Raw genomic sequence first — 24,876 nt, forward strand, 5'->3', positions numbered from 1 at the left:
ATCAATCGATCAGCCGCAATCCTTGCACCATTTTTTTATCAATCGCGCGGAACTGCCTAGCGCTCTTGAAAATAACAGGGGCGGAGGCTGAAATCAGCCTCCGCCCCCTCACCGGTTTACTGAAACCGGACACAGTTGGCATTTATTGCCTCTGTGTAACAATTCTTAACGCTCCTGAAGGATTCGGAGCATGCGGCGCAGCGGTTCGGCAGCGCCCCAAAGCAGCTGATCACCAACCGTGAACGCCGATATATACTCCGGGCCCATCGCCAACTTGCGGATTCGGCCAATCGGCACACTCAAGGTGCCGGTAACCTTGGCCGGGGTCAGCTCCTCAATGGTCGCATCGCGATCATTGGGGATCACTTTCACCCAATCGTTGGCCTTGGCCAGGATCGATTCGATTTCCGAAACCGGCAAATCCTTCTTCAGCTTGATGGTCAGAGCCTGACTGTGGGAGCGCATGGCGCCGATCCGCACGCAAATACCATCAATGGGAATTGGATTGTCGGAGCGGCCGAGTATCTTATTGGTCTCGACACCGGCTTTCCACTCTTCCTTGCTCATACCATTATCGAGTTGTTTGTCGATAAACGGAATCAGACTGCCAGCCAGGGGCACCTCGAAGTGCTCGGTCGGGAAACCGTCCGAGCGCATGGTTTCAGTGACCTTCCTGTCAATCTCGAGGATTGCGGAAGACGGATCACCCAGCTCGGTTTTCACGCTGTTGTTGAGCTCTCCCATCTGGTTCAACAATTCACGCATGTTCTGCGCGCCGGAGCCGGATGCTGCCTGATAGGTCATGGGGGAAACCCACTCGATCAGGTCCTGCTCAAGCAGGCCGCCAAGCGCCAGCATCATCAGGCTGACGGTACAGTTGCCGCCAATGTAATCCTTGACGCCCTTGTCCAGAGCGGCATCGATCACGTTACGATTAACTGGATCCAGAACAATCACCGAATGGTCTACCATCCGGAGTGTGGATGCAGCGTCAATCCAGTAACCTTCCCAGCCTGCGTCGCGGAGCTTCTGGTAAACCGCGCCGGTGTAATCGCCACCCTGACAGGTCACGATGACATCCATGGTTTTCAGAATCTCAACGTCGAACGCATCCTGAAGAGCGGGCACGCCCTCCTTGCCTACATCCGGTGCCGGCTTGCCAGCCTGGGATGTGGTGAAAAAGACCGGTTCGATATCGGCGAAATCGTTTTCTTCACGCATGCGCTGCATGAGGACCGAGCCCACCATGCCACGCCAACCTACAAGTCCAACTCGCTTCATGTGCGATCTTTAGACCTCGTTTTATGCCCACCCGCTACCGTTATCGCTGGCAGGGACAGGATGGATGATCCCGCGGCAACTGCATCCTGTTGCCGTCGGGTCTCGAATACATTGACTTCAGAAGCGCTGGTTACAACGCGGCGAGGACTGCCTCACCCATCTCCCGGGTCGAGACCTGCTTCGCATCTTCAGACATGATGTCTGCCGTACGCAGCCCCTGATCCAGAACCTTGCTGACTGCTGCTTCAATCGCTTCAGCGGCTGCTTCCTCGTTGAGACTGTACCGCAACATCATTGCAGCACTAAGGATAGTGGCCAGCGGATTGGCAATGCCCTTACCGGCAATGTCCGGCGCCGAACCATGGCAGGGCTCATACATACCCTGCTTTTCGGAGTTCAGCGACGCCGAGGGCAACATGCCAATGGAACCAGTCAGCATAGCCGCTTCGTCTGAAAGAATATCACCAAACATGTTGCCAGTCACAATCACATCGAACTGCTTGGGCGCACGAACCAGCTGCATGGCAGCATTATCCACGTACATGTGGGACAGCTCCACATCCGGGTATTCCCGACGCAGATCATTCATGATTTCCCGCCAAAGAACAGTCACTTCCAGCACATTCGCCTTATCAACGGAGCACAGCTTCTTGCCCCGCTGCTGGGCCGCCTCAAATGCAACCCGGCCAATGCGACGAATTTCCGATTCTGTATAGGCGTAAGTGTTGTAGCCCTGACGCTCTCCGCTTTCCAGCTCGCGAACGCCGCGCGGCTGGCCAAAATAGATGCCGCCAGTCAGTTCCCGGACAATCATGATATCCAGGCCGGACACCACCTCCGGCTTCAGCGAAGACGCGGAGGCCAGCTGAGGATACAGGATAGCCGGGCGCAGATTGGCAAAGAGCTCCAGGTTGGAACGCAATCCGAGCAGACCCTTTTCAGGACGCTTGGCCATCGGCAGGCTGTCCCACTGGGGGCCACCGACGGCGCCCAGCAGGATGGCGTCGGCCTTCCTGGCTTTGTCCAGAGTCTCCTCCGGCAGCGGGCTGTCGGTGGCATCAATTGCGGCTCCACCCACCAGTCCGGATTCGAAGTTAAGGCTCAGATTGAACTGTTCGTTGATCTTGTGGAGTACCTTTTCCGCTTCGGCAACAATTTCCGGGCCAATGCCGTCGCCGGGGAGCATTAAGACTGTTCTGGACATCTGTTTTCCTTTTTTCCTTGTTCGGTTCCGGCTTGTCGGATCACGCCTGCCGCTAATCCTACTTATGTTTGCCGGTTATATTTTGAACATTCATGCAGGTCGGATTAGCGAACGCGTAATCCGACACTCAGGTCAGCCACCGGCGCCAAACAACCAGGGCGCAGTGTTACGGCGGCTGTCTTCATAGGCCTTGATAGCATCCGCCTCTTCCAGTGTGACGCCAATATCATCCAGGCCATTGAGCAAACAATGCCGACGGAAGTCATCCACCTCGAAATTAAAGGTCTCACCAGATGGCGTTGTCACCGTCCTGGCTTCAAGATCCACAGATAGCTGATAACCTTCACCCTGCTCCACTTCCCCGAACAGCTTATCAACCACTTCTTCTGGAAGAACAATAGGTAACAGGCCATTCTTAAAACAGTTGTTATAAAAAATATCCGCAAAACTCGGGGCAATAATCACCCGGAAACCGAAATCTTCGAGGGCCCAGGGCGCGTGCTCTCGGCTGGAACCACAACCAAAATTGCGGCGCGCCAGGAGCACACTCGCATTCTTGTATCTGTCCTGGTTCAGAACAAAATCCGGATTAGGGGGACGCTCGGAGCAATCCTGATCCGGCTTGCCTTCGTCCAGGTACCGCAGCTCATCAAACAGGTTCGGGCCAAAGCCGGTACGTTTGATAGATTTCAGAAACTGCTTGGGAATAATCATGTCCGTATCCACATTGGAACGGTCCATGGGGGCTACAACGCCCTGATGTTGCGAAAATGCGCGCATGGTTCTCTCCTGTGGATCAGTTCATCAACTCACGGACATCAACGAAATGGCCAGTCACCGCAGCGGCTGCCGCCATGGCCGGGCTCACCAGATGGGTACGCCCACCAAAACCCTGACGACCCTCGAAGTTCCGGTTTGAAGTGGAGGCGCAATGCTCGCCCTGGCCCAGCTTGTCCGCGTTCATGGCCAGGCACATGGAGCACCCTGGATCCCGCCATTCCAGCCCGGCTTCGATAAAGATCTTGTCCAGACCTTCCTGCTCCGCCTGCACTTTCACCAGCCCGGAACCCGGCACCACCATGGCCTGCTTCAGGGTCGGAGACACCTTCCGGCCTTTCACCACGGCTGCGGCCTCGCGCAGATCCTCAATCCGACTATTGGTGCAGGAACCGATAAACACCCGATCCAGCTTGATTTCAGTGATCGGCATATTCGGCTTTAATCCCATGTATTTAAGGGCGCGCACGATGCCTTCACGCTTGATGGGATCTGCCTCCTTCTCAGGATCCGGCACATGGCCCTCAACCCCGACGACCATTTCCGGAGAGGTACCCCAGCTCACTTGCGGCTGGATCTCTGAACCTTCCAGCTCAACCACCTTGTCGAATACCGCGTCTTCGTCGCTGTGCAGTGTGCGCCAGTACTCCACCGCCGCATCCCACTGCTCGGCTTTCGGCGAAAACGGGCGGCCGCGCACGTACTCAATGGTGGTGTCGTCCACTGCAACCATGCCTACCCGGGCTCCCGCCTCGATGGACATATTGCAGATGGTCATGCGGCCTTCCATGCTCAAACCACGGATAGCCTCACCACCAAACTCGATGGCATGACCGGTTCCGCCAGCGGTCCCGATTTTGCTGATAATGGCCAGAACAACATCCTTACCGGTCACGCCCGACCCAAGCTTGCCATTCACCTTCACCAGCATGTTCTTCATCTTCTGCTGAACCAGGCACTGGGTGGCCAGCACGTGTTCAACTTCACTGGTACCAATACCGTGAGCCAGACACCCGAAGGCGCCGTGGGTCGAGGTGTGGGAATCGCCACAAACAATGCTCATACCGGGCAAGGTCGCACCCTGCTCTGGCCCGATCACATGAACGATGCCCTGGCGCTGATCCTTGATTTTGAATTCAAGAATACCGAACTCATCGCAGTTCTTATCCAGGGTTTCCACCTGAATCCGGGAGACCGGGTCGACGATGCCTTCCACGCCCCGTTCACGGTCGGTGGTCGGTACGTTGTGATCCGGGGTGGCAATGTTGGCATCAATCCGCCACGGCTTCCGCCCGGCCAGCCGCAGGCCTTCAAATGCCTGAGGCGAGGTAACTTCGTGCAGTAACTGGCGATCAATGTAAATCAGCGCGGAGCCGTCGTCCCGCTGTTTGACAAGGTGATCGTCCCACAATTTGTCGTATAAGGTCTTGCCCGCCATGGTTCTCTCTCACTCTCTGGGGGTTTCTGGTTATCAGATTCGATGTCCCTATCTTACCGCCTGGGCATGGATAACCTCAATTCATGTTTTTTATCTTTGGCATCCTTTTTGGTTATACTTTGGTGAAGGTCGCGGATGGGTATAACGGTTTCAAAACACGCCAACAAGCACGTCCATGTGGGCTCGTTTCGGGCCGTCCATGGCCCTCAACGGTTTTGAAACCGTTATACCCATCCACTCCCCGAAACTCAGAGGACTCCTCAACTGCTCGGGGCGCAGGCAGGGACAGGCTTTCCAAAACCGTGGAGCGCCAGGGATGGCGCGACCGAGCCCTACAGGGACGTATTCACGGGCGTGTTTTGGAAAGCCTGTCCCTGCCTGCAACCTCCTCCAAAGTTTCAAGCTAAAAGGACCGTTTCCGTGGACTCGAACGCATTAAAAGCCTTCCTGACAATCGTAGATCAGGGCTCATTCTCAGAGGCCGCAGAAACCCTGCACCTGACACAGCCGGCGATCTCCAAACGCCTGGCCTCCCTGGAAAACCAGCTCGGCACCACCCTGATTGACCGCAGCCACCGCCAGATCAGGCTGACCGATGCCGGCAGCCGGTTGCTTCCTCACGCCCGTAGAATTCTCGACGAAATCCACAATGCCCGGATTGCCCTCTCCCCGGATTCGGGACAGGTGGAAGGTGAACTACAGATCATTGCCAGCCACCACATCGGGCTGCACCACTTGCCAAACTGGCTGCGGCGATTCAAACGGGAATACCCGCAGGTTTCCATCAATCTGCAATTCATGGAATCCGATGCGGCTTATGAGCAGATGCGCAAACGAAATGCGGAACTGGCTTTTGTTACCCTGAGCGATAGCATGGAGCCGAGCTTCCAGGTATTCGCCCAATGGCCGGATCCCATGATGTTTGTGGCAGGAGCTGAGCATCCGCTTGCGGCGCTGAGTAAACCGGCGCTTTCAGACCTTGCCGACCACCCTGCGCTACTGCCGGACACCACAACAGCCACCTACCGGGTAGTCAGCCGGTTGTTCCTGGAAGCCAACCTTCACCTGAACCCTCAGATGCCAACCAATTACCTGGAAACCCTGAAAATGATGACCAGTGTAGGCCTTGGCTGGAGCGTTCTGCCCCTGCGGATGGTCGACGACAGTCTTCGCGTGCTGGAAGTAAACAGGCCCGTTTCCCGGGTTCTCGGCGGCATAGGCCTCACGGGCCGGCAGCTGAGTAATGCGGCAAAGGCATTACTGGCAATAGTTCAGGAAGAGGAAGGCGCCTGAATTTCAGACTTCACCATGGACCGGCGGCGGCCGAAGGCCGCGCCAGGTAATCACGATCGCAATCGCCATGGCTGCGGCACCGCCCCAGAATGCCGCGGACGTACTGAAACCATCCACCAGAAAACCGGAAAGCCACGCCCCCAGTGCACCACCGGCGCCAAATGTCAGACCGCTATACAGCGCCTGCCCCTGGCCATGGTGATGCTTTCCGAAAAAGCCCTGGATGTATTGAACCGAAATGGCATGAAGCGCGCCGTAGGAAGCAGCGTGCAGCAACTGCGCAAACAGCAGCACCGCCAGCACATCGGTCACCTCGGCAATCAGCACCCACCGAATCATCGTCAGCATAAGCGCACCGATTGCAATCTGCCGAACGGTAAAATTCCGGGTCAACCGGTGCATAACCAGAAACAGCGCAATTTCCGCAACAACACCCAACGACCACAAAAGCCCGATCGCCAGCTTGCCGTAACCGTGCTGTGCAAGGTGAATGCTGAAAAAAGTGTAGTACGCTCCGTGAGAGACCTGAAGCAGAAAATTCATCAGGAAAAACGTCACCACCGCGGGATGAGTAATAATCGCCTTGAGACTGCCCTTCGGCGCCGCTGGTTTCCGTTCCCCCCGCTCAGCAGGCAACAAAAACGCGGATATGGCTATTCCCGCAAACACCGGCAACAGCAGCCAGGGCAGACTCCCGATCGGCACAAGCTCAAGCAAACCACCCACCAACGCCACGGCCCCGATAAACCCGACCGATCCCCAAAGCCGAACCTTGCCGTACTTCTCCTTGTTCTTGCCAAGGGTGCGCAGCGTGATCACTTCATACAGCGGGAGAATGGCATTCCAGAAAAAGGTAAACGCCAGCATCACCAGCATCAGCCCGTAAAACCCCGGTTCCAGAAACACCCCGGCAAAGAACAACGAACCGGTAATAGCCCCGAACCGCACCAGCCGCACCCGCTGGCCGGTCCTGTCCCCGAGCCAGCCCCAGACACTCGGCGCAACGACCTTGGTCAGCTGAATTGTCGCCATCAGCGTGGCAATTTGCAGATAGGAAAATCCCTGTCCTTCGAGGTACAGGGACCAATAAGGGAGGAGCCCGCCAAGAAGGGCGAAAAACCAGAAATAGAGATTGGAAAGTCGAAAGTAAATGGCAAACCTCTTTCAGACTATCGAAAAGCCATGGCCTGACTATCGAAAAGCCATGACGTCAGGGGCTCAGCTTACGGCCCAAAAATGTGTAGCGCCAGAGATGGCGCTACCAAGCCCTAAAGGGATCATTCGGGGCCGCTTTTGCGCGGGCCTGCTCCCCCCGGAGGTGTTACTCCAGCCGTTAGACCTCAGGAGTTATCAGCGTCCATGCGGAGGAACCGTGCGGTCAGGCGTACTTTATCATCACATGGCGCACAGTGGTGTAGTCCTCTAGCGAATACATGGACATGTCTTTACCGTAGCCGGATTGCTTCATGCCACCATGGGGCATTTCATTGACCAGCATAAAATGGCAGTTAACCCAGGTACAGCCATAACGCAGTCGTGACGACACATCCATGGCGCGGCTGACATCATTGGTCCAGATGGACGAGGACAAACCGTATTCCGAGTTGTTGGCCCAGGCGACCACATCATCGGACTCGTCAAAGCGGGTCACAGAAACAACAGGACCGAAGACCTCACGCCGCACGATTTCATCGTCCTGGCGGGCGCCGGCAATGACTGTGGGCTGGTAGTAGAATCCCGGGCTCTCCGGCTTGCCATTGCCTCCGCCGGTGGTGACCTCCATATGAGGTTGCTCCGCCGCCCGTTCCACAAAACTGGCCACCCGCTCCCGCTGGCGTTGAGAAATCAGAGGAGGAATCTCGTTTTCGTCATCATTGCTGCGATCGTAGACGATGCTGGCAGCGGCGTCAGTCAGCTCTGCTACCAGCCGATCGTAGATGCCGGCACCGGCGTAGACCCGGCAGGCGGCGGTGCAGTCCTGGCCGGCATTGAAGTAACCAAAGGTACGCACCCCCTCAATTACCGCGTCGAGATCGGCATCGTCATAGACAATCACGGGGGCCTTGCCCCCCAACTCCAGGTGAGTCCGCTTGACGCTCTTTGCGGCGTTAGTGAGGATCTTCTTGCCGGTGGCAATATCCCCGGTCAGTGACACCATGTCCACCTCGGGATGGGTTACCAGGGCATTGCCCACGCTTTCTCCCCGCCCCAGCACAATATTCAGCACCCCCGGAGGCAGCACTTCCGCGGCCACCCGGGCCAGCAGCAGGGAAGTCAGCGGCGTCTGCTCCGAGGGCTTGAGCACAACCGTGTTGCCGGCGGCCAGGGCGGGACTGATCTTCCACGCTGCCATCATCAACGGATAGTTCCAGGGCGCGATGGATCCCACCACCCCTACCGCCTCACGGCGGATCATGGAGGTATGACCTTCCATGTATTCACCAGCCGCACTGCCCTGCAGGCAGCGCGCGGCCCCGGCGAAGTAACGCAGGCAATCAACCACCGCCGGAATCTCCTCTGCCAGCACGATGTGGTAAGGCTTGCCGCAGTTGAGGGCCTCAAGCGCGGCAAATTCCTCACTCATCTGCTCAATCCGGTCCGCCAGCCGCAGCAGCAAGGTGGAACGTTCGCCCGGCGTGCTTCGGGACCAGCCCGAAAAGGCCTTGCGGGCAGCAGTCACAGCCTGGTGCACCTGCTCGTCAGTGGCCTCCTGCAACCCCAGGATTTTAGTACCGGTACGCGGGTTTAGTATGGGTTCCTCGGGACCATCTCCGTGCACCAGCGAGTTGCCGATGAGCATCCGGATATCTCGGGGCAACTGTCCCCGGAACTGACCGCTTGTATTGGACATCATGGTTTCCTCGTCGTTGTCGCCGGCCCGCCCTACTTGCCTTGGCCGGCGATGGTTTCGCTGCCGCGGGTGAAGTAGTAGGCCATCAGAATGGGTAGAAAAGTTATGATCACTACAAATACTGCCACCACGTTGGTGACCGGCCGTTGCCTTGGGCGCACCAGTTCGCTGAGCATCCAGATAGGCAGGGTTTCCTGCTGGCCGGCCGTGAAAGTGGTGACAATGACCTCGTCAAAGGACAGGGCAAAGGCGAGCATGCCTCCTGCCAGCAGTGCGGTGGCCAGATTGGGTAGTAATACGTGGCGAAAGGTCTGGAAGCTGTTGGCGCCCAGATCCAGAGACGCCTCCAGCAAGGACGGCGAGGTTCGCCGCAGGCGCGCGACGGCATTGTTGTAGACCACCACCACACAGAAGGTGGCGTGCCCCAGCACTATGGTCCAGAAAGAGAAAGGAATGCTGGCAATGTCAAAGGCCGAGCGCAGGGCAATGCCGGTCACCACGCCTGGCAGCGCAATGGGCAGAATTATCAAAAGCGATAGCGCTTCCCGCCCGAAGAAACGGGTGCGGGCAACGGCGGCCGCAGCCAGGGTTCCCAGCACAATAGCGGCGCCGGTGGCAATGCAGGCAATCTTCAGGGAAAGCATGAAAGCATCCCAGATATCCTGGCGCTCCCACGCCACGGAGAACCATTTCAGGGTGTAGCCCGGGGGCGGAAACTGATAGCTTTTTTCTTCCGTGGTGAAAGCGTAGAGAAAAATAAGCACCAGTGGCAGGTGCAGAAACAGCAGACCCGCGATCGCCGCCAGTTTCAGGCGCCGGGGTGCACCGGAACGGTTAAAGCGCATTGAAGGCCCCCATACGTTTGGCAATCCATAGATAGATGGCCATCACCACGATAGGTACCATGGAGAAGGCTGCGGCCATGGGCAGGTTGCCCGCCGTGCCCTGGTGAACATAGACCGCCTGACCAATGAACAGGCGTGACGACCCGACGATCTGGGGTGCAATATAGTCCCCCAGTGTCAGTGAAAAGGTGAAAATGGAGCCGGCGACAATACCCGGGAGCGCAAGAGGGAAAATGATCTTGCGGAAGGTCTGACCGGGGCGGGCGCCCAGGTCACCGGAGGCATCCAGCATGGAAACGGGTACCCGCTCCAGGGCTGCCTGTATCGGGAGGATCATGAATGGCAGCCACAGATACAGGAATACCAAGAAGGTGCCAATATAACTGAAGGTCAGCGACGGCCCACCAATGACCGGCAGCGACAGCAGTGCCTCGACCAGAGGACTGAGGCCAACCTTACTGACACCCCAGTTGAGCACCCCCTCGTTGGCCAGGATCAGTTTCCATGCGTACACCCGCACCAGGTAGCTGGACCACAGTGGCAGCATCACCGCAATAAAGAACAGACCCTTCACCCAGCCCCGGGCATAGCGAGCCGCATAGTAGGCTATGGGGAAAGCGATTATGGCGGAAGCCACCGTCACTGTAGCCGCCATCAGCACAGTGCGCAGCACAATATCCAGATTCGATGGCCGCAGCAGCTCCAGATAGGTTTTGAAAGTGAACTCCCTGACGATCCGCCCGGAAAACTCGTCGATGGAGTAGAAACTCTGCACCAGCAGGGCCAGTAGCGAGCCCACGTATACCACCCCAATCCAGAGCAAAGGCGGGCCCAGTAACAGCGCCAGCAGAATCGCCGGGCGGCGATAGAACAGATCCGACAGGCGCCCCAGAACACCACCGCGGAACAGGGTCAGGCTCGCATCCCGGGTGTTCATACCTGCTTCATCCCGTGCATGTCATCCAGATGCCAGCGGGCATGCGCCATCCCGCCCACCACGGGCTCGACGCCCACAGCCGGCACCGCCAGGGCCAGTTCGGCGCCCTTGACCGCGAGAACATAGCGGCGGGTAGCACCCTGGTACTGCACGTGGCGAACTTCGCCAGTGACAGTAATGGTGCCCGCTTCATCCGTAAGACCCTCTGGGACCAGACGGATCTTTTCGGGGCGCAGACTCCAAAGTCCCGAGGGCGCGCCAATGCGCTCACAGAAATCCGGCTCCAGGATATTCGAGGAGCCCACAAAATCAGCAACAAAACGGGTCTCGGGACGCTCGTAGATATCCACGGGACTCCCCACCTGTACCACCCGGCCCTCATTGAACACTGCCACCCGGTCACTCATGGACAGGGCCTCGCCCTGATCATGGGTGACAAACACGAACGTAATTCCCAGCTCCCGTTGCAGGGACTTGAGCTCAACCTGCATCTGCTCCCGCAGCTTCAGGTCCAGAGCCCCCAGGGGCTCATCCAGCAGCAGCACCTTGGGGCGGTTGATCAGCGCCCGGGCCAGGGCCACACGCTGGCGCTGGCCCCCGGACAGCTGTCCGGGCTCCCGATTGACGAACTCCGAAAGCCGCACCAGTTCAAGCATCTCTTCCGCCTGGCGGCGGCGCTCCTTTTTGCCCACACCTCGAATCATCAGTCCGTAGGCAACGTTGTCCACAACATTCATATGAGGAAACAGAGCGTAATCCTGAAATACCGTATTGACCGAGCGGCGATAGGGAGGAACCCCGTCTACCTGCTCCCCGAAGATAATGATATTGCCGGCGGTGGGCTGTTCAAAGCCTGCCACCAGCCGCAGGCAGGTGGTCTTGCCGGAGCCAGACGGCCCCAGCATGCCGAAGAATTCACCCTCATGAACTGTCAGATCCACCTTATCCACTGCCTTGACCGCATCGAAGTGGCGGCTAACACCGGCCAGACTGACTGCGACTGGAGACGATGCCTCCCGGCTCGGCGACACTTGATGGGAAGTTTCTGGCATTGAGATAAACACCGTATTTTGTTGCATTAAGAACTCTCCGCGCCGGTACCACAGCGGTGCTGCCGGATACCGGGCCCTGTTTTTCTAGCGGCCGCCGAGAATGGCGATGTAATCAGTCACCCAGCGGTAATAAGGGACACAACCGGCAGGGTCACTGCAGTTGGAGACCGGAGTACGCCAGAAGCTGATGCGCTCGAAGTTCTGCAGGCCGTTAGTCTCGCAACCGTTCTCGCCCAGCAACTCGTTGTCTTTGCAGGCTTCCAGGACCACAGGCACTGAGCCGAACCAGGACGCCAGATCCCCCTGCAGTTTCGGGTTCAGGGAATGCTCCATCCACTTGTAGGCGCAATTGGGGTTGGCGGCTTCGGAGTGCATCATGGTTGTGTCCGCCCAGCCGGTGGCGCCCTCTTTCGGGATCACCGTAGCCACAGGCTCACCCTGGGCCTTGAGGATATTTGCCTGGAAGGGCCAGGCAGAGGAGGCGATCACGCCCTCATTGGTAAAGTCATCGATCTGCACAAAGGCATCGTGCCAGTAGCGGCCTACGAGTTTGCGCTGCTCTCGCAGCAGATCGAGTACCGCTTTGTACTGCTCCGGGTTGAGCTCATAAGGGTCGTCAATGCCCAACTCAGGCTGATGAAACTTCAGATACAGCGCGGCATCTGCAATGTAGATTGCGCCATCGAATGCCTGCACCCGACCCACATTGGAGGTGCCATCCGGCAATTCCATTTCTTCAAATACCACGCGCCAACTGGTGGGTGGCTGGTCCTTGAAGGTCTCGGTATTGTACATCAGCACATTGGCGCCCCACTGATAGGGCACTCCGTAGTGGACACCGTCCACGGTGTGCCAGGGAGATTCCTTCAGGCGCTCATCGATGGTGTCCCAACTGGGTATCAAATCGGTGTTGATGGGCTGAACCCGGTCACCCAGGATAATGCGCAGGGAGGCATCCCCGGAGGCGGTGACCAGATCAAAACCGCCCTCGTTCATCAGCGCAACCATCTCGTCCGAGGTACTGGCGGTCTTGACCTGAACCTTACAGCCGGTTTCCCGCTCAAAACCGGTCACCCAGTCATAGCTTTTGTCTGTCTGACCCCGTTCGATGTAACCCGGCCAGGCCACAATATTGACCTGACCCTCACCAGTACCAACCGACTTTTTCATGTCGGCCGCTGCTGTCATCGTTGTCACCATAAAGGCAGCCGCCACCAAGGTAGTGCAAGCATTTTTCATGATTATTCTCCTGCTTGGAAAAGCTGGCCGCTATCGGCCCCTTCGAATGTCCTGCAACATGTATTTTCTGATTATAGGTAGTGCCCCTCATATCGCCACATATAAAAACAGAAAACATATATCGTTATTTCCGATATCATCGAAAGCGAAGAAGTTCAGCGAGTAACAGAGCCAAGGCAGGGAAAATAATCTCGGGGGTTCCGATGAATCTGGGGAAGCGGCGTGACACGTCGCCCGAACAGGCGCCTTAACGGTGCTGCAACGAGGGTTGCTCCAGGGCCAGATCGATAAATGCACGGGCCGGCTCGCTGACTGCGGCGCCACGGCGCCAGGCCAACCCAACTTCTACCGGCGGCAGCGGCTCGGCCAGCGCCACGCCGTCAATGCGGTCGCCCTCCAGGGACCAGGGGCGGTAAACCAGATCAGGCAGCACGGATACCCCGGCCCCGGTAGCCACCAGGCTGCGCACCGCTTCTACGGAGGAGGTGCGCATGGCCATCCCCGGCTTGCGGCTGGCGGCTGTCCATAATTCAGCGGTGGCAAGACGGATCTCGTCGGTATTGAGGAGAATAAAGCGTTCTTCCAGCAGAGCTTCCCGGGAAACTGCGGCGGAACCGGACAGCCGGTGCCCATTGGGCAGCCAGGCACGAAAAGGCGAGGTTTCCATCACCGCGGTATTGAGGGCACCGCGTTCAGACAGGGCCGAAAGGATCAGGATAGCCACGTCCAGTTCACCACTAAGCAGGTAATGCTCCAGGTATTCGGGCGCGTCCTCCACTACCCGCACCGCGGTGGCACCGAAAGCTCGCCGGTAACGAGCCAGCAAATCCGGCAGGGCGTAACCGGCAACGATGGAAGTCACGCCGACATTGAGCGTACCGGAGACCTGAACCTGGTCTTCAAACACGCCCCGGGCGTAGCTGACCTCCGCCAGAATCCGATTGGCATGGCGGAGAAAGGCATGACCCTTGTGGGTAAGCCCCATGCCACGCGAATGACGCTCCAGAAGCACCACCCCCAGGTCTGCCTCCAGATCCTTGATTGCTTCGGTGACCGTTGACTGGGACACGGACAGGTCCCTTGCAGCGCCAGAAATCGAACCTATCTCCGAAACCGCCACGAAATAGCGCAACTGCCGAAATGAGAAGCTCATGTCACAGGCCTGTACCGAACCGTGCCATTCACTGGCACGGTTATCCCTTTGCCGGGCAGCCGTTTGCCAACGCCGCTACTCCGAAGCTAAAACGAAATCAGAGTTGTCCAATAACCGGGGTGGAAACCGAAACATCCCCATTCTGCCCCCGATGCCGTAAATAATGATCCATCAAAACAATGGCCATCATCGCCTCGGCAATCGGCGTCGCCCGGATACCGACACAGGGATCGTGTCGCCCGGTCGTAATCACCTCACAGGCATTCCCATGCACATCAATGCTCCGTCCCGGTATACGCAGACTTGAGGTGGGCTTCAGCGCAATACTCGCAACAATCGGCTGACCGGAAGAAATGCCACCCAGCACGCCACCTGCGTTGTTAGAGAGGAAACCCTCAGGGGTCATTTCATCCCGGTGTTCGGTACCCTTCTGCTCGATGCAGTCAAAGCCGGCGCCAATCTCCACACCCTTCACCGCATTAATACTCATCAGGGCATGGGCCAGATCCGCATCCAGGCGATCGAAGATCGGCTCACCGAGCCCGGGAGGTACGCCTTCGGCAACCACGTTGATCCGCGCACCGATTGAATCACCTTCCTTGCGGAGGGCGTCCATGTAGGCCTCCATCTCGGAAACCTTTCCTGCGTCCGGGCAGAAAAACGGGTTCTGGTGCACCTGGTCCCAGTCCAGCTTTTCGGCCTTGATCGGGCCAAGTTGGGACAGATAGCCGCGAATACGGATACCCAGGCGTTGCTCAAGAAACTTGCGCGCGACCGCACCAGCAGCCACCCGCATGGCCGTTTCCCGCGCCGAAGAACGCCCGCCGCCACGATAATCCCGAACACCATACTTGTGCGTGTAGGTGTAATCAGCATGGGCAGGACGGAACTGCTCGGATATTTTCGAGTAATCCTTGGACCGCTGATCGGTGTTTTCAATCATCAGCCCGATCGGCGTTCCGGTGGTTTTACCTTCAAAAACCCCGGACAGAATTTTCACCTCGTCCGCTTCCCGGCGCTGCGTCGTGTGACGGGAGGTGCCCGGCTTGCGGCGATCCAGATCCCGTTGCATATCCGCTTCCGACAGCTCGAGCCCCGGGGGACAACCATCGATAATGCACCCCAGCGCCGCCCCGTGACTCTCGCCGAATGAGGTGACCGTAAACAGTTTTCCGAATGTATTTCCCGACATAATTCAGTATCTTGTTAGGCTTATATAAGAAATTGGATTAACTGGAAGCCTGCCATTGACGCAGATCCTGCTCAGTAACCACAAACACACCATCACCGCCATTCTCGAAATCCAGCCAGGTGAACGGCAAATCCGGATAAGCTTCATCAAGCGCCACCCAGCTATTGCCAACCTCGACAATCAGCAGGCCTCCCGGCGTAAGATGATCAGCAGCGCCGGCGATGATCCGGTGGGCAATTTCCAGCCCGTCCTGCCCGGCGGCCAGCCCCAGTTCTGGCTCATGACGGTATTCGTCCGGCATGCTGGCGAGATCTTGCGCATCCACATAGGGCGGGTTGCTAACAATAATGTCATAGCGCCCGCCGATGTTGTCAAAGACGTCCGATTGTACGGTACGAACCCGGTCCCGGACTTCGTGAAGCTCGATGTTCGATTCAGTCACCGCCAGGGCATCAGCGGAAATGTCCGAAAGATCTACCGCCGCCTCTGTGAAAACAGACGCCGCACCAATGCCAATACAACCACTACCGGTACAAAGATCAAGTATGCGCTCAACCGGCTTGTCGCCCAGCCACGGCTGAAAGCCATTCTCAATCAGCTCACCGATGGGTGAGCGAGGGACCAGCACACGCTCATCAACGTGAAACGGCATACCCATAAACCAGGCTTCGCCCAACAGGTATGCCAGGGGCACGCGCTCATCCACTCGCCGTCGAATCCGCTCCAGAATCAACTCCCGCTCTTGCCGGGTAAGCCGGGCATCCAGGAACAGGGTGTTGTTCTCCAACGGCAGATGCAGGCTGCGCATGACCAGCTGAACGGCTTCATCCCAAACATTATCGGTACCATGGCCAAAAAACAGGGGCGAAGCCGCAAACTGAGAGGAGGCGTAACGGAGGTAATCCCGAACGCTGTAGAGGTCATCGATAGGGCTGGTCACAAACATGAATCCTGTGCGAGAGCGTGTCAGCGCTGGATTATACGCTGTTTATTCACCGGACTGCAGCCTTGCAGGCACGGTCCGACTGCACCGTCTCAGATCGCCAGTGGGCCGGAACTGCTGCGACTTTCCTCAAACCGGTCCAGAGCGGCTGCCATGCGCTCGCGGCCCAGCTGAATCAGTTCAGGTGCCTTGTGGTAATCGTAACTGCGACTGGCATTTTTTGGCACGTTTACGAGTAGATCCGGCGGATAGCCGGCAATCTTGTACTGCACAAGTGCGCTCTGCATGGTCTCGATGGTGAGGTTCATCACATCGAACTTGCCGATACCGAGCTTGTCCCAGTCGATTGTTTCATGATCCTCCTGGGCCTTTTTGTCAGTCGATTTCTTTTCGACGTGTTTCTGATGCTCTTTTTTCTGCACCTCCCTGGAAATCTTGTCTTCCGCGCTTTCTCCGCTGTCCGGCTTGCGGGCTGCCAGCGATTTCAGGGTATCCCAGTCAAACCAGCGCGAAGCTTTCTCTCGAACAGCGTCTACCCACTCATCCATATCTGAGCCGCCGTCCACGGCGGAGGCAAAGGCAGCATCCGGGATACGGCGACGCCGGTCATCCTCACCACTGAGGTTAACCGCCACAATCATGTCGGCATGGGAAGATATCGTAGGAATAATCGGCAAGGGATTAAGCAGTGCTCCGTCTACCAGAACCCGGCCATTAAGAACCAGAGGTGTGACCACGCTCGGTATGGCCACAGATGCCCGGATAGCCTGATCCAGCGGGCCTTCCTGGAACCAGATTTCTTTGTGGGCCAGCAAGTCGGTGGCGACGGCGGTAAAGGCAATCGGGAGATCTTCTATGCGGGTATCACCCAGCATTTCCCTTACGACAGAAAAAATCTTTTCGCCACGGATTGCCCCGACCGAATTGAAGGTAACGTCGAGCAACTTAAGGACATCGAACTGCCCCAGACCGGTCACCCAGTCCTTGTAGTCCTGCATCTTCCCCGCTGCGTACATGCCGCCGACCAGCGCGCCCATGGAGCAGCCCGAGATAGCGACAATGTCATATCCACGCTCTGCCAGTATTTCGATCGCGCCAATATGGGCGTAGCCTCTCGCTCCGCCACTTCCCAGGGTGAGCGCAACGGTTGTACGGCGCTTGCTCCGGTGTCCGGCCTTCTCCGGGTTTGCCGGTGTCTGGGTGGCCGACGCATCTGAACTTTGTAAAACTTTGGAGACACTATCCCGGGGTTGGTCCTCCGAGGGCGCGGCGTTCTCGCCCTGTGAGGCATCCTTTGATTTGCCCATAGTGATTACCTCGCGACCGTTACCAGTTCTACCCGGTTACCCTGCCGATCCGGTTCGCTGAATACCACGGCAGGGCCTACCACAATGATTTCCTGCTGGTCACGGGAGACACCCGTCTTTGAGAGCACCTCCGACAGCGACTCGGTCGCCCGGCGTGCCCGCCCCATGGCATCGCTGAATGATTCGTTGGCTTCCAATGCAGAATAGCCCACCAGAACAACGAGCGCGCCCTCTTCTCGTGCACGATCGGTTATCCGCCGCCGATCGGCTGCCTGCCAGTCGAAACTGTAGGTTACCCCGCCCCGCCATGGGACGATAACCGGACCTTGAACCCGTCTGGCCAGGTTCCCGAACCCGGGAATGGAAGCGCCGGGCGCCACGCGCAAGTGCTCAACCCAGACATACTCCCGTAGATTACCCCGCGTGACGGTGTAAACCAGTGTCAGCCATCGGGTGCCGTCGTCAGAAACAGTGCCGGCAACCAGATAGTCCTGGGTCGAGTCCGCGCCATAAAGAACCGCCTGATTGAAGATCTGGTTCGCCCAGACATTACTCCTGCCACAACGAACCCCGGAGCAGTCAAACAGAATCTGTGCGTTCCTCTGGCCCAGCAGCCGCAGATAATGGTCCCGCGCCTGTTCCCGGCTGGAATCACGGGCGATCTGGTAAAGACGTCCTTCCCCGCTAACGGGGAGCCTTGCCAGACTGTCGGACCGGATTTCATTATTGACTTCCCGTACCGCACTGAAAAGAACCAGGTGGCCTGAGGATTCGATTTTAACCGTGGTTTCCAGATTTGACTGCGGAAAGGGGGCGGGAATGTCCCCGGGCGCAGCTATTACCAGACATGGTAGGGCCAGCGCACAAAATGTGGCTGCAAGAAAACGGGTGAACAGTAGTTTCAGCAAGCGATTACTCATTTCCCAGAAATTGTCTGACCGCATCTACAACGTAACCGGTTTCCCCATCCAGGTGACAGTGGTGTCCACCCGGCACGTTCGATACCTGAAGATTCGGAATCGCGCTGGCGCGTTCATCCAGATCCTTTCTGTACGACAGTAGCCCTTGATCGGCTCTGATAAAGAGCACCCGGCTTTCCAGGGCACCGAGGGACGCCATCACCTGCTCTTCCGTCATCATGAGCGGCGACGGATGCCGAAGACGCGGGTCGGTCCGCCACACGAAGCCATTTTCCACCCCCTTCATGTTCCTCGGTACGAGTGCCAATGCAGCTTCCGGACTCAGCGGGCTCAATCCGCCCTCCCTCGCTTTCGCCGCAGTTTCGATGTCCGGGTACACCACGTGCCGGCCGGATCCCGCAATACGCTTCTTGATGGCCTTTCTCAGCTGGGGAATAGTATCGCTGACCGGTCGACTGATCGCCCCGAGGCTGTCAATCATCACAAGGTTGCGTACCCGCTCGGGAAAGGCGGCGGCATAGAGCGCACCGACAATCCCACCCAGGGAATGGCCGACCAGATTGATTCGCCCGTCAGAGGTTTCCTGAAAGTAGCGCTCCACCAGTTCAGCGAAGTCTGCCACGTAATCCATCAGAAGGTAGCTCTGGCCTTCAGGTCGGTGGCCGGAATGGCCATGGCCGGCCAGATCCAGCGCATAAACAGGACCAAGGCCTGATAATTCGGGAGCCAACTTTAGAAAGGTAAGACTGTTGTCGAGCCAACCGTGCAGCATCAGTACCGGGGTGTTGTCGTGGGCCCCCTCATCCGCCTGCCAGCTCAGCCCGGCAAGCGTTAGATGCCTGAGCTTCCACTCGGATTCACGGAAACCCCGGGCGCCCTTTTTGGACCGCTTTTCCAGATTCCCATCCACGTCGTCTTCCGACAGCGTGTCAACGGCACCAGAAGGTATAGCAATATCGTTCATGCAAGCGCCACCTTCACATGGTGTGTGTTGGCCGATCGGAACTCAGTGAGCCTGCCAGGTAGGATTCGATTTTGGTGCGTGCGGTTTCGTCATCACCGTTAAACTGAACTCCGATTCCCGCAGCACGGTTGCCCTGGGCACCCTTCGGCGTAATCCAGATCACCTTGCCGGCAACGGGGATTTTCTCAGGCTCATCCATCAGGTTCAGAAGCAGGAACACTTCATCTCCCAACTGATACTGTTTCTGGGTAGGGATAAATAGACCGCCCTGGCGAATGTATGGCATATAGGCCGCATACAAAACGGCCTTATCCTTTATCGTCAGGGTAAGAATGCCACTGCGCGCACCAAATCCGGGCCCCATAACTGACACCTTTCTGTAAGATCGTTTTTAACGTTTTGCGGGATACAAAAATCCCTTTCATTCCGGAATCATAGCAGCTGTTGTACCCTAAGGGGCAATCCTAGCGGGCGACTGCTGCCTGTGCTCCCGGGCGTTTGACTGGCATCAGTTTCTGCCAGGCGATAAGCAGACGACTGGCCTCCAGTTCGGGGCTGGCGTTGTATACCCCAGCGGCTCTCGATTCTTTTACCATATCCAGCAATTCGTGAGCTCGCCAGGGTGGATTCGTTTTTGCCAGAAACCCAAGCATATCGGCCGCATCCGTGTCCTGTGGCGTGCCACCGGCAATAAGTCGGGCCAGATCGGCGGCCCAGGTTTCGAGCAACCACAATGTGTCCTCCAACCCCAAGGCCTTGAACGCCTTGGCTGCCTCGCCCACGGGAATCCGTGACTTCATGAAGTCCTTGAAACGCTCCAGAGCAGCATCCCGGAGACCGATGAAGTCCCCGGTTGCATAGTCAAATGCCAATCTGGGGGCGTTACCGGACAGCATCAGGGCCTTGGCCAGCACGTCGGCGGATGGCCTCGCGTCTTCGGCCAGTTCCTGAACACGATTGGCCAGCCAGTGGTTCGCGTCTTCATTGCCCGGCACCGGAATGGTCAGTGTCTGGCAGCGGGAGCGAACCGTGGGAAGGAGCGGCCGGCCGCTTTCCTGCAGGAGAATCAGCGTAACGTCGGGTAACGGCTCTTCAAGCGTCTTAAGTAACGCATTCGACGCGTTAATGTTCAGCTGGTCCGCGCGATCAATGATGGCCACCTTATGATGCGATACCTGGGGGGACGCAACCGCAAAGGACGAGAGCGCCCTGATCTGATCCACCTTGATGATGCGGGATTTCTCCGGCGCATACACCCGGACATCCGGGTGACTGGAAGCGGCGAAAAGTTCGCACTGCTTACAGTGACCGCAGGCAACCGGCTGGCCTGAGTCACGGTTCCGAGTTTGTTCACACAACAGCAGCTCGGCGACAGCGTTGGCCCAGGTGCGCTTTCCGACACCACGTTCCCCGGCGAGAATCAAAGCGTGGGGGAGCCTGTCCTCAGCAACCCGGCTCTGTACCGTTTGCCAGGCACGCTTGAGCCAGGGCATGTCTTGGGCAATATCAGTCACGTCGTTTTCCTGTCCGGGGAGTTGACCTGCGTAATTGTCGCTTCATGGTGGCGAGTAGACGGCGCATTCGTTTCAGCTGATAACCACCTTCATCCTCTTTGCCTGCGCTATAGTAATGGCTGTTGACCATCCGGGCAAAGAGCCTGGCGGAGTCTGCTGCTGCAGGCTCTGCTTTGGCAAGCCTTGAGGCCAACACCAACGGCGTCTCGCCATGACGAACCGGCACGCCGGCGGTGGCGCACAGCCGGTGCCAGATAGCCACCACCCGTCGGAAGGCGTCCCGCCGCTCCCCATGGCGCATCTGCAACGCGGATATCAGCCCCGCAATCAGTAATCCGACCCCGACAATGCCTGCCGTCAGATACCCCAGCTCCCGCATACCAAAGCCGCCCGGCAGCCGGGACATAAGATCCATCTGACTCTGGCCCTGATAACCGACCACCCACCGTTGCCACTGGTAATTGATGCGGTCCAGTTGAAGACTCGCCCACTGAACCAGGGCAAGGTCCGCGTATCGCTGGGGCGAGGCCCAGTCGTTTTCGAGGAACGACCCTTCGTCGGCAACCGCGTCTCGCAGCCCGGATTCGATCCGCTCCGGTGCAATTGCCGCAGTGGGATCGACCCTGACCCAGCCCCGGCCATCCAGATAAGCCTCAACCCAGGCGTGGGCATCGTACTGGCGTACGATCAGGTAATCCCCACCGGCACCGGGCTCACCGCCCTGATAACCAACCACAACGCGGGCCGGAATACCGGCTGCCCGCAAGACAAAAGTGGTTGCCCCGGCATAATGAGCGCAGAAGCCCCGCTTTTCGTCGAACAGCAGGGTATCAATGCCATTGTCCGGCATGGCGGGCGGTCTCAAAGTGTAGTAGTAAGCCTGGTCCCGGAACCGCGCCATCAGTGAACGGACGATCTGCTCATCGCTCATGTTTCGACGGAGTTCTTCGGCCAGCTCACGGGCTCTCGGGTTGCCCTCCCTGGGCAGCTGGAGATACCGGCGACGATCCGTGCCTCGCGCCTCCTCGGCTGAGTCGGCTTCCTCCTCCAGGCCCAATCGGTAACGAACAGGGCTGTCAGCGGGCCGACGGAACCGGAACAGGTCCGCCGACTCCTCAGCAACGTTGTCGGACACGGCCCGGGAATTCTCCAGGGCGAACGCCCAGCGCTGGTCGGTTGGCTCCAGCAACACGTCGTATTCGTCCGGCTTGAGAGCGCCAACGCCGCCATCGACGGCTACCCGGCCAAGGGGACGAAACCCGTCCGCCTGACCCTGTCTCCAGGTTTCCTCGTCCAGATAGTCCAGGATAAGTCCCCGCCAGTAACGATCACGATACGGCGGAATCTCGCCACCAAAAGTCACTCGGAATGCCCGCTCACTGCTCTGCGCCAGGCTGGAAATATCCCCGGGTCGCATGGTGTCGCTGATGCCGGCCCGAGCCTCACCCGAGACCAGCGGAACACTCCATAGCGGTGACATACGAGGAAAGAACACAAACAGCAGGACCACAACGGGCAGAGTTTTCAGAAACAAGCCGCCCAGCCTCCGCCAGCCGGACTTCATCCCTGCGGGCAGTTCCGGTGCGTTCAGAACCTGCAACCCCACGAGGAGCATCGCAATTCCTGCAAAGGTCACAAGGGCCCACAGAATCTCCTGGTGGAACAGAAAGTTGACCGTGGCAAGGTAAACGAGGATAAAAAACAGCACGTAGAAATCCCGGGCCGTCCGGGTTTCCAGCCATTTCAGGCCCACTGCAAGTACAAAGAAGGATGCAGCGGTATCAACCGTAAAGCGCCCCTGAACTGTCGCGACATACACGCTGATCAGTATCAGCATGATCCCGGTTTTCAGCCAACGCCCGGGTAATCTCACCCGGCCATACTGGGCCAGCCATCGCCAGCTGGCGAGAACAGCGCAGGCCGCAATGAGCCACAGGGGAAGCCGATCCCACTGGGGCGTTAACAGCAGTGCAAAGCTGCCAACCAGCCACAACAGGGCTTTTGATGGCAGATTGGTTGCCGGGGCACTGTCCGCGTCGCCACTCCTCAAACGATTCAGAAAACTCAAACCTGGCCCTCCGCGATAACCTGCGATGACCTACCTGGCTGGCGTTTCCGGGTGCCATGGGTTTCGGCTGTTGCATCTCTGGGGCGTTCTTCACCCCAGGTTGCGAGTACCCTGAGGCACCGGGCCACATGCGCAGGCCCGGAATCGGGTTCAATAATCTGCCCTGGAAGATTCAGACCAAACCGGGCACCGTTCTTGCCACTCTCTTTGACCAGAAAAGCCAGATAACTCAGCCGCAATTCATGGTCTGCCCCAGGGTAGGCGTTGAAATCCAGCCAGTGCGGACTGCCCTGCTCACCCTCCCAGTCTGCAACCACCATTTGCCCGGTTCGTGCAAACCGCTTCCACAGAACGCGCTGGCTCAGATCCCCCTCCCGCCAGGGCCGGATATCGGCGTGGTCGTTACCATCAACAGATCGCGCCTCCGCCGATTCCTCACCATCCTCAACCCTACTGAATGCTTCTGGCGCAGGAACCGGTCTCGGGAATACAACACCTGCTGACACCGGCCGGATCCAGGACCATGCCTTCAGCAAACCAAAGGGAAACCGGGTCTCTATTCGAATCCTGTCCGGGCGCAGGTATCCCCGATAAGCAGAATGAACCTGCAGGCTGACAATCTGCGTTTGCCCTGAGTGGACATGCACAGGGGCATGCCCCGATTCCTCGCTGGACAGCAGAATGGCAATGGCATCATCCCGGCCGGCCTTTAGCCGGAAGCGGAAGGAAATGTCATCCCCCGCGAAACCTTCTCCTGGCTGCACCAACGTCAGTTCCAAGCCTGAGAGGTTTCGATGGGTCTGGTGCATGGCCCCGACAAAAACAGCACCCATAAGGAAAGTAGTCAGGTAGATCAGGCTATTCTGATAATTGATGCCGGTTAACAGCATGATGAAGAGCAACAAGCCAAAAACCACGCCGGCTCCGGTTGGCAGAATGAAGATATTTTTCTGGCTGAAGAACTGTAGATCGGATCGGGGAATCCTTCGGTTGATCCAGCGGTGCCAGCGGTTTCGGAACAGGTTTTTCATAAAGTCAGTGAGGCCACTTATTGCCGAAAAAGTTCAGGGTATCTGACCATGATTTTACTGTTATTGATAACAGTACCGAAAAATCACCGATTCTGATCACAATCACGCGGTTTGCAGCTTGAATTCCTGTCCGACAAACCGAATACTCGACTAGAGAAGCGTGCTTTTGACATCGCAAGAGGCAACATTATGAAACGCCGACACCTGCTCGCCACCGCCATAAGCGGGCTGGTCATGTCTTCACCCTCCTTTGGAGGCGTTCAGGCCATGACATCCGATGAGATGGTGGAAACCTATGTCAAGGATTCTGCGGTTATTGTTGTGCCGAAAGCGCGACAAAAAACCGAAGCAGACCGCCAGCGGATCATCCGCTCCCTCACGATCTCTCCCGGCGAGCCGGTTCTGACCGAATCCGAAGAAGAAGCCTACCGTGAAGCCCTTCAGCGCTACATGGATGAAGGCAAAACCGATGCTCTGGAAAGCGCCGAAGAGGAATTCCTGCGGCGCGCCCTGCTTCTTCCCCAGGAAGAACTGGCACGAGCACAGCCACCGGCCGAGTTTACCCCAACCATCCCGCCACTGATTTTCGGGCAGCAGGCCCAGATTCCGGAAGAGCCCTTCACCCAGACGTTTCTTAATGACCAGTTGGGGATTGGCTTTGATGGACAGAACCTGAATTTCAGTATCGGCAATCCGCCGGGTATTGATCAAATCAAGATCCCTCAGGCGATCAACGAAGGGCCGATCACTTTGACACCAAGACCAGGCGGCGGGTTTGATCTTTCGATTGCGGTGCCGGATCAGTAACGGCGTGTTCAGTTGATACTAAAACAAAACGGCGGCCATTGATTGGTCGCCGTTTTTTGT

At 57.7% G+C, this 24,876-nt stretch carries 22 protein-coding genes; 2 read left to right on the forward strand and 20 right to left on the reverse strand.

The window, feature by feature from the left end; genetic code table 11:
* Positions 1 to 165: 165 nt before the first annotated feature.
* The 4 genes from asd to leuC form a co-directional block, all read right to left on the reverse strand.
* Entirely contained in the window at positions 166 to 1,281 is a 1,116-nt protein-coding gene (asd, locus tag ACN0XM_RS09765; protein WP_417566748.1) for an aspartate-semialdehyde dehydrogenase, read from the reverse strand.
* A gap of 130 nt (positions 1,282 to 1,411) precedes the next feature.
* Positions 1,412 to 2,485: a 3-isopropylmalate dehydrogenase gene (leuB, locus tag ACN0XM_RS09770; protein WP_417566749.1), complete on the reverse strand. Its 1,074-nt coding sequence runs from the start codon at positions 2,483 to 2,485 to the stop codon at positions 1,412 to 1,414.
* A 132-nt stretch (positions 2,486 to 2,617) separates the two neighbouring features.
* Positions 2,618 to 3,265: a 3-isopropylmalate dehydratase small subunit gene (gene leuD, locus ACN0XM_RS09775; protein ID WP_417566750.1), complete on the reverse strand. Its 648-nt coding sequence runs from the start codon at positions 3,263 to 3,265 to the stop codon at positions 2,618 to 2,620.
* Between the two features lie 16 nt (positions 3,266 to 3,281).
* The gene (gene leuC, locus ACN0XM_RS09780; protein WP_417566751.1) at positions 3,282 to 4,700 is read right to left on the reverse strand and encodes a 3-isopropylmalate dehydratase large subunit; all 1,419 of its coding nucleotides are present in this window, start codon (positions 4,698 to 4,700) and stop codon (positions 3,282 to 3,284) included.
* Between the two features lie 420 nt (positions 4,701 to 5,120).
* On the opposite strand from leuC, the gene ACN0XM_RS09785 reads away from it, so the two are divergent.
* A complete protein-coding gene (locus ACN0XM_RS09785; RefSeq protein WP_417566752.1) occupies positions 5,121 to 5,993 on the forward strand; it encodes a LysR family transcriptional regulator in 873 nt (290 codons plus the stop codon).
* Positions 5,994 to 5,996: 3 nt separating this feature from the next.
* Here the strand turns inward: ACN0XM_RS09785 and ACN0XM_RS09790 are convergent, their stop codons facing one another.
* The 16 genes from ACN0XM_RS09790 to ACN0XM_RS09865 form a co-directional block, all read right to left on the reverse strand.
* Positions 5,997 to 7,145, reverse strand: coding sequence for an MFS transporter (locus ACN0XM_RS09790; RefSeq protein ID WP_417567080.1), 1,149 nt, complete (start codon positions 7,143 to 7,145; stop codon positions 5,997 to 5,999).
* A 226-nt stretch (positions 7,146 to 7,371) separates the two neighbouring features.
* Positions 7,372 to 8,847, reverse strand: coding sequence for a gamma-aminobutyraldehyde dehydrogenase (locus tag ACN0XM_RS09795; protein WP_417566753.1), 1,476 nt, complete (start codon positions 8,845 to 8,847; stop codon positions 7,372 to 7,374).
* Positions 8,848 to 8,876: 29 nt separating this feature from the next.
* Positions 8,877 to 9,689: an ABC transporter permease gene (locus tag ACN0XM_RS09800; RefSeq protein WP_099616370.1), complete on the reverse strand. Its 813-nt coding sequence runs from the start codon at positions 9,687 to 9,689 to the stop codon at positions 8,877 to 8,879.
* Positions 9,679 to 10,626, reverse strand: a complete 948-nt coding sequence (locus tag ACN0XM_RS09805; RefSeq protein WP_417566754.1) for an ABC transporter permease — start codon at positions 10,624 to 10,626, stop codon at positions 9,679 to 9,681. The genes ACN0XM_RS09800 and ACN0XM_RS09805 overlap by 11 nt, the downstream gene beginning before the upstream one ends.
* Positions 10,623 to 11,678 (reverse strand): ABC transporter ATP-binding protein, encoded by a 1,056-nt coding sequence (locus ACN0XM_RS09810; protein WP_417566755.1) that lies wholly within the window; start codon positions 11,676 to 11,678, stop codon positions 10,623 to 10,625. Before ACN0XM_RS09810 ends, ACN0XM_RS09805 begins: the two co-directional genes overlap by 4 nt.
* Positions 11,679 to 11,762: 84 nt before the next feature.
* Positions 11,763 to 12,917, reverse strand: coding sequence for an ABC transporter substrate-binding protein (locus ACN0XM_RS09815; protein WP_417566756.1), 1,155 nt, complete (start codon positions 12,915 to 12,917; stop codon positions 11,763 to 11,765).
* 247 nt (positions 12,918 to 13,164) lie between these two features.
* The gene (locus ACN0XM_RS09820; RefSeq protein ID WP_417566757.1) at positions 13,165 to 14,070 is read right to left on the reverse strand and encodes a LysR family transcriptional regulator; all 906 of its coding nucleotides are present in this window, start codon (positions 14,068 to 14,070) and stop codon (positions 13,165 to 13,167) included.
* Positions 14,071 to 14,167: 97 nt separating this feature from the next.
* Positions 14,168 to 15,262 carry a chorismate synthase gene (aroC, locus tag ACN0XM_RS09825; RefSeq protein WP_417566758.1) on the reverse strand — a complete coding sequence of 365 codons (1,095 nt, stop codon included), beginning with the start codon at positions 15,260 to 15,262 and terminating at the stop codon, positions 14,168 to 14,170.
* 37 nt (positions 15,263 to 15,299) lie between these two features.
* Entirely contained in the window at positions 15,300 to 16,202 is a 903-nt protein-coding gene (gene prmB, locus ACN0XM_RS09830) for a 50S ribosomal protein L3 N(5)-glutamine methyltransferase (protein ID WP_417566759.1), read from the reverse strand.
* A gap of 95 nt (positions 16,203 to 16,297) precedes the next feature.
* Positions 16,298 to 17,512: a patatin-like phospholipase family protein gene (locus ACN0XM_RS09835; RefSeq protein ID WP_417566760.1), complete on the reverse strand. Its 1,215-nt coding sequence runs from the start codon at positions 17,510 to 17,512 to the stop codon at positions 16,298 to 16,300.
* A 5-nt stretch (positions 17,513 to 17,517) separates the two neighbouring features.
* Positions 17,518 to 18,420 carry a DUF4892 domain-containing protein gene (locus tag ACN0XM_RS09840; protein ID WP_417566761.1) on the reverse strand — a complete coding sequence of 301 codons (903 nt, stop codon included), beginning with the start codon at positions 18,418 to 18,420 and terminating at the stop codon, positions 17,518 to 17,520.
* Positions 18,421 to 18,424: 4 nt separating this feature from the next.
* Positions 18,425 to 19,396 carry an alpha/beta fold hydrolase gene (locus ACN0XM_RS09845; RefSeq protein ID WP_417566762.1) on the reverse strand — a complete coding sequence of 324 codons (972 nt, stop codon included), beginning with the start codon at positions 19,394 to 19,396 and terminating at the stop codon, positions 18,425 to 18,427.
* A 13-nt stretch (positions 19,397 to 19,409) separates the two neighbouring features.
* The gene (locus ACN0XM_RS09850) at positions 19,410 to 19,760 is read right to left on the reverse strand and encodes a PilZ domain-containing protein (protein WP_008171779.1); all 351 of its coding nucleotides are present in this window, start codon (positions 19,758 to 19,760) and stop codon (positions 19,410 to 19,412) included.
* Between the two features lie 100 nt (positions 19,761 to 19,860).
* Positions 19,861 to 20,910, reverse strand: a complete 1,050-nt coding sequence (gene holB, locus ACN0XM_RS09855; protein ID WP_417566763.1) for a DNA polymerase III subunit delta' — start codon at positions 20,908 to 20,910, stop codon at positions 19,861 to 19,863.
* Positions 20,903 to 22,969 carry a transglutaminase TgpA family protein gene (locus tag ACN0XM_RS09860; RefSeq protein ID WP_417567081.1) on the reverse strand — a complete coding sequence of 689 codons (2,067 nt, stop codon included), beginning with the start codon at positions 22,967 to 22,969 and terminating at the stop codon, positions 20,903 to 20,905. The genes holB and ACN0XM_RS09860 overlap by 8 nt, the downstream gene beginning before the upstream one ends.
* A 5-nt stretch (positions 22,970 to 22,974) precedes the next feature.
* The gene (locus ACN0XM_RS09865; protein WP_417566764.1) at positions 22,975 to 24,009 is read right to left on the reverse strand and encodes a DUF58 domain-containing protein; all 1,035 of its coding nucleotides are present in this window, start codon (positions 24,007 to 24,009) and stop codon (positions 22,975 to 22,977) included.
* A gap of 189 nt (positions 24,010 to 24,198) precedes the next feature.
* Here ACN0XM_RS09865 and ACN0XM_RS09870 point away from each other — a divergent pair, with 189 nt between their 5' ends.
* The gene (locus tag ACN0XM_RS09870) at positions 24,199 to 24,816 is read left to right on the forward strand and encodes a hypothetical protein (protein ID WP_417566765.1); all 618 of its coding nucleotides are present in this window, start codon (positions 24,199 to 24,201) and stop codon (positions 24,814 to 24,816) included.
* Positions 24,817 to 24,876 lie beyond the last annotated feature (60 nt).

The sequence above is a fragment of the Marinobacter sp. genome (genome assembly GCF_048269445.1).
GTDB lineage: Bacteria > Pseudomonadota > Gammaproteobacteria > Pseudomonadales > Oleiphilaceae > Marinobacter.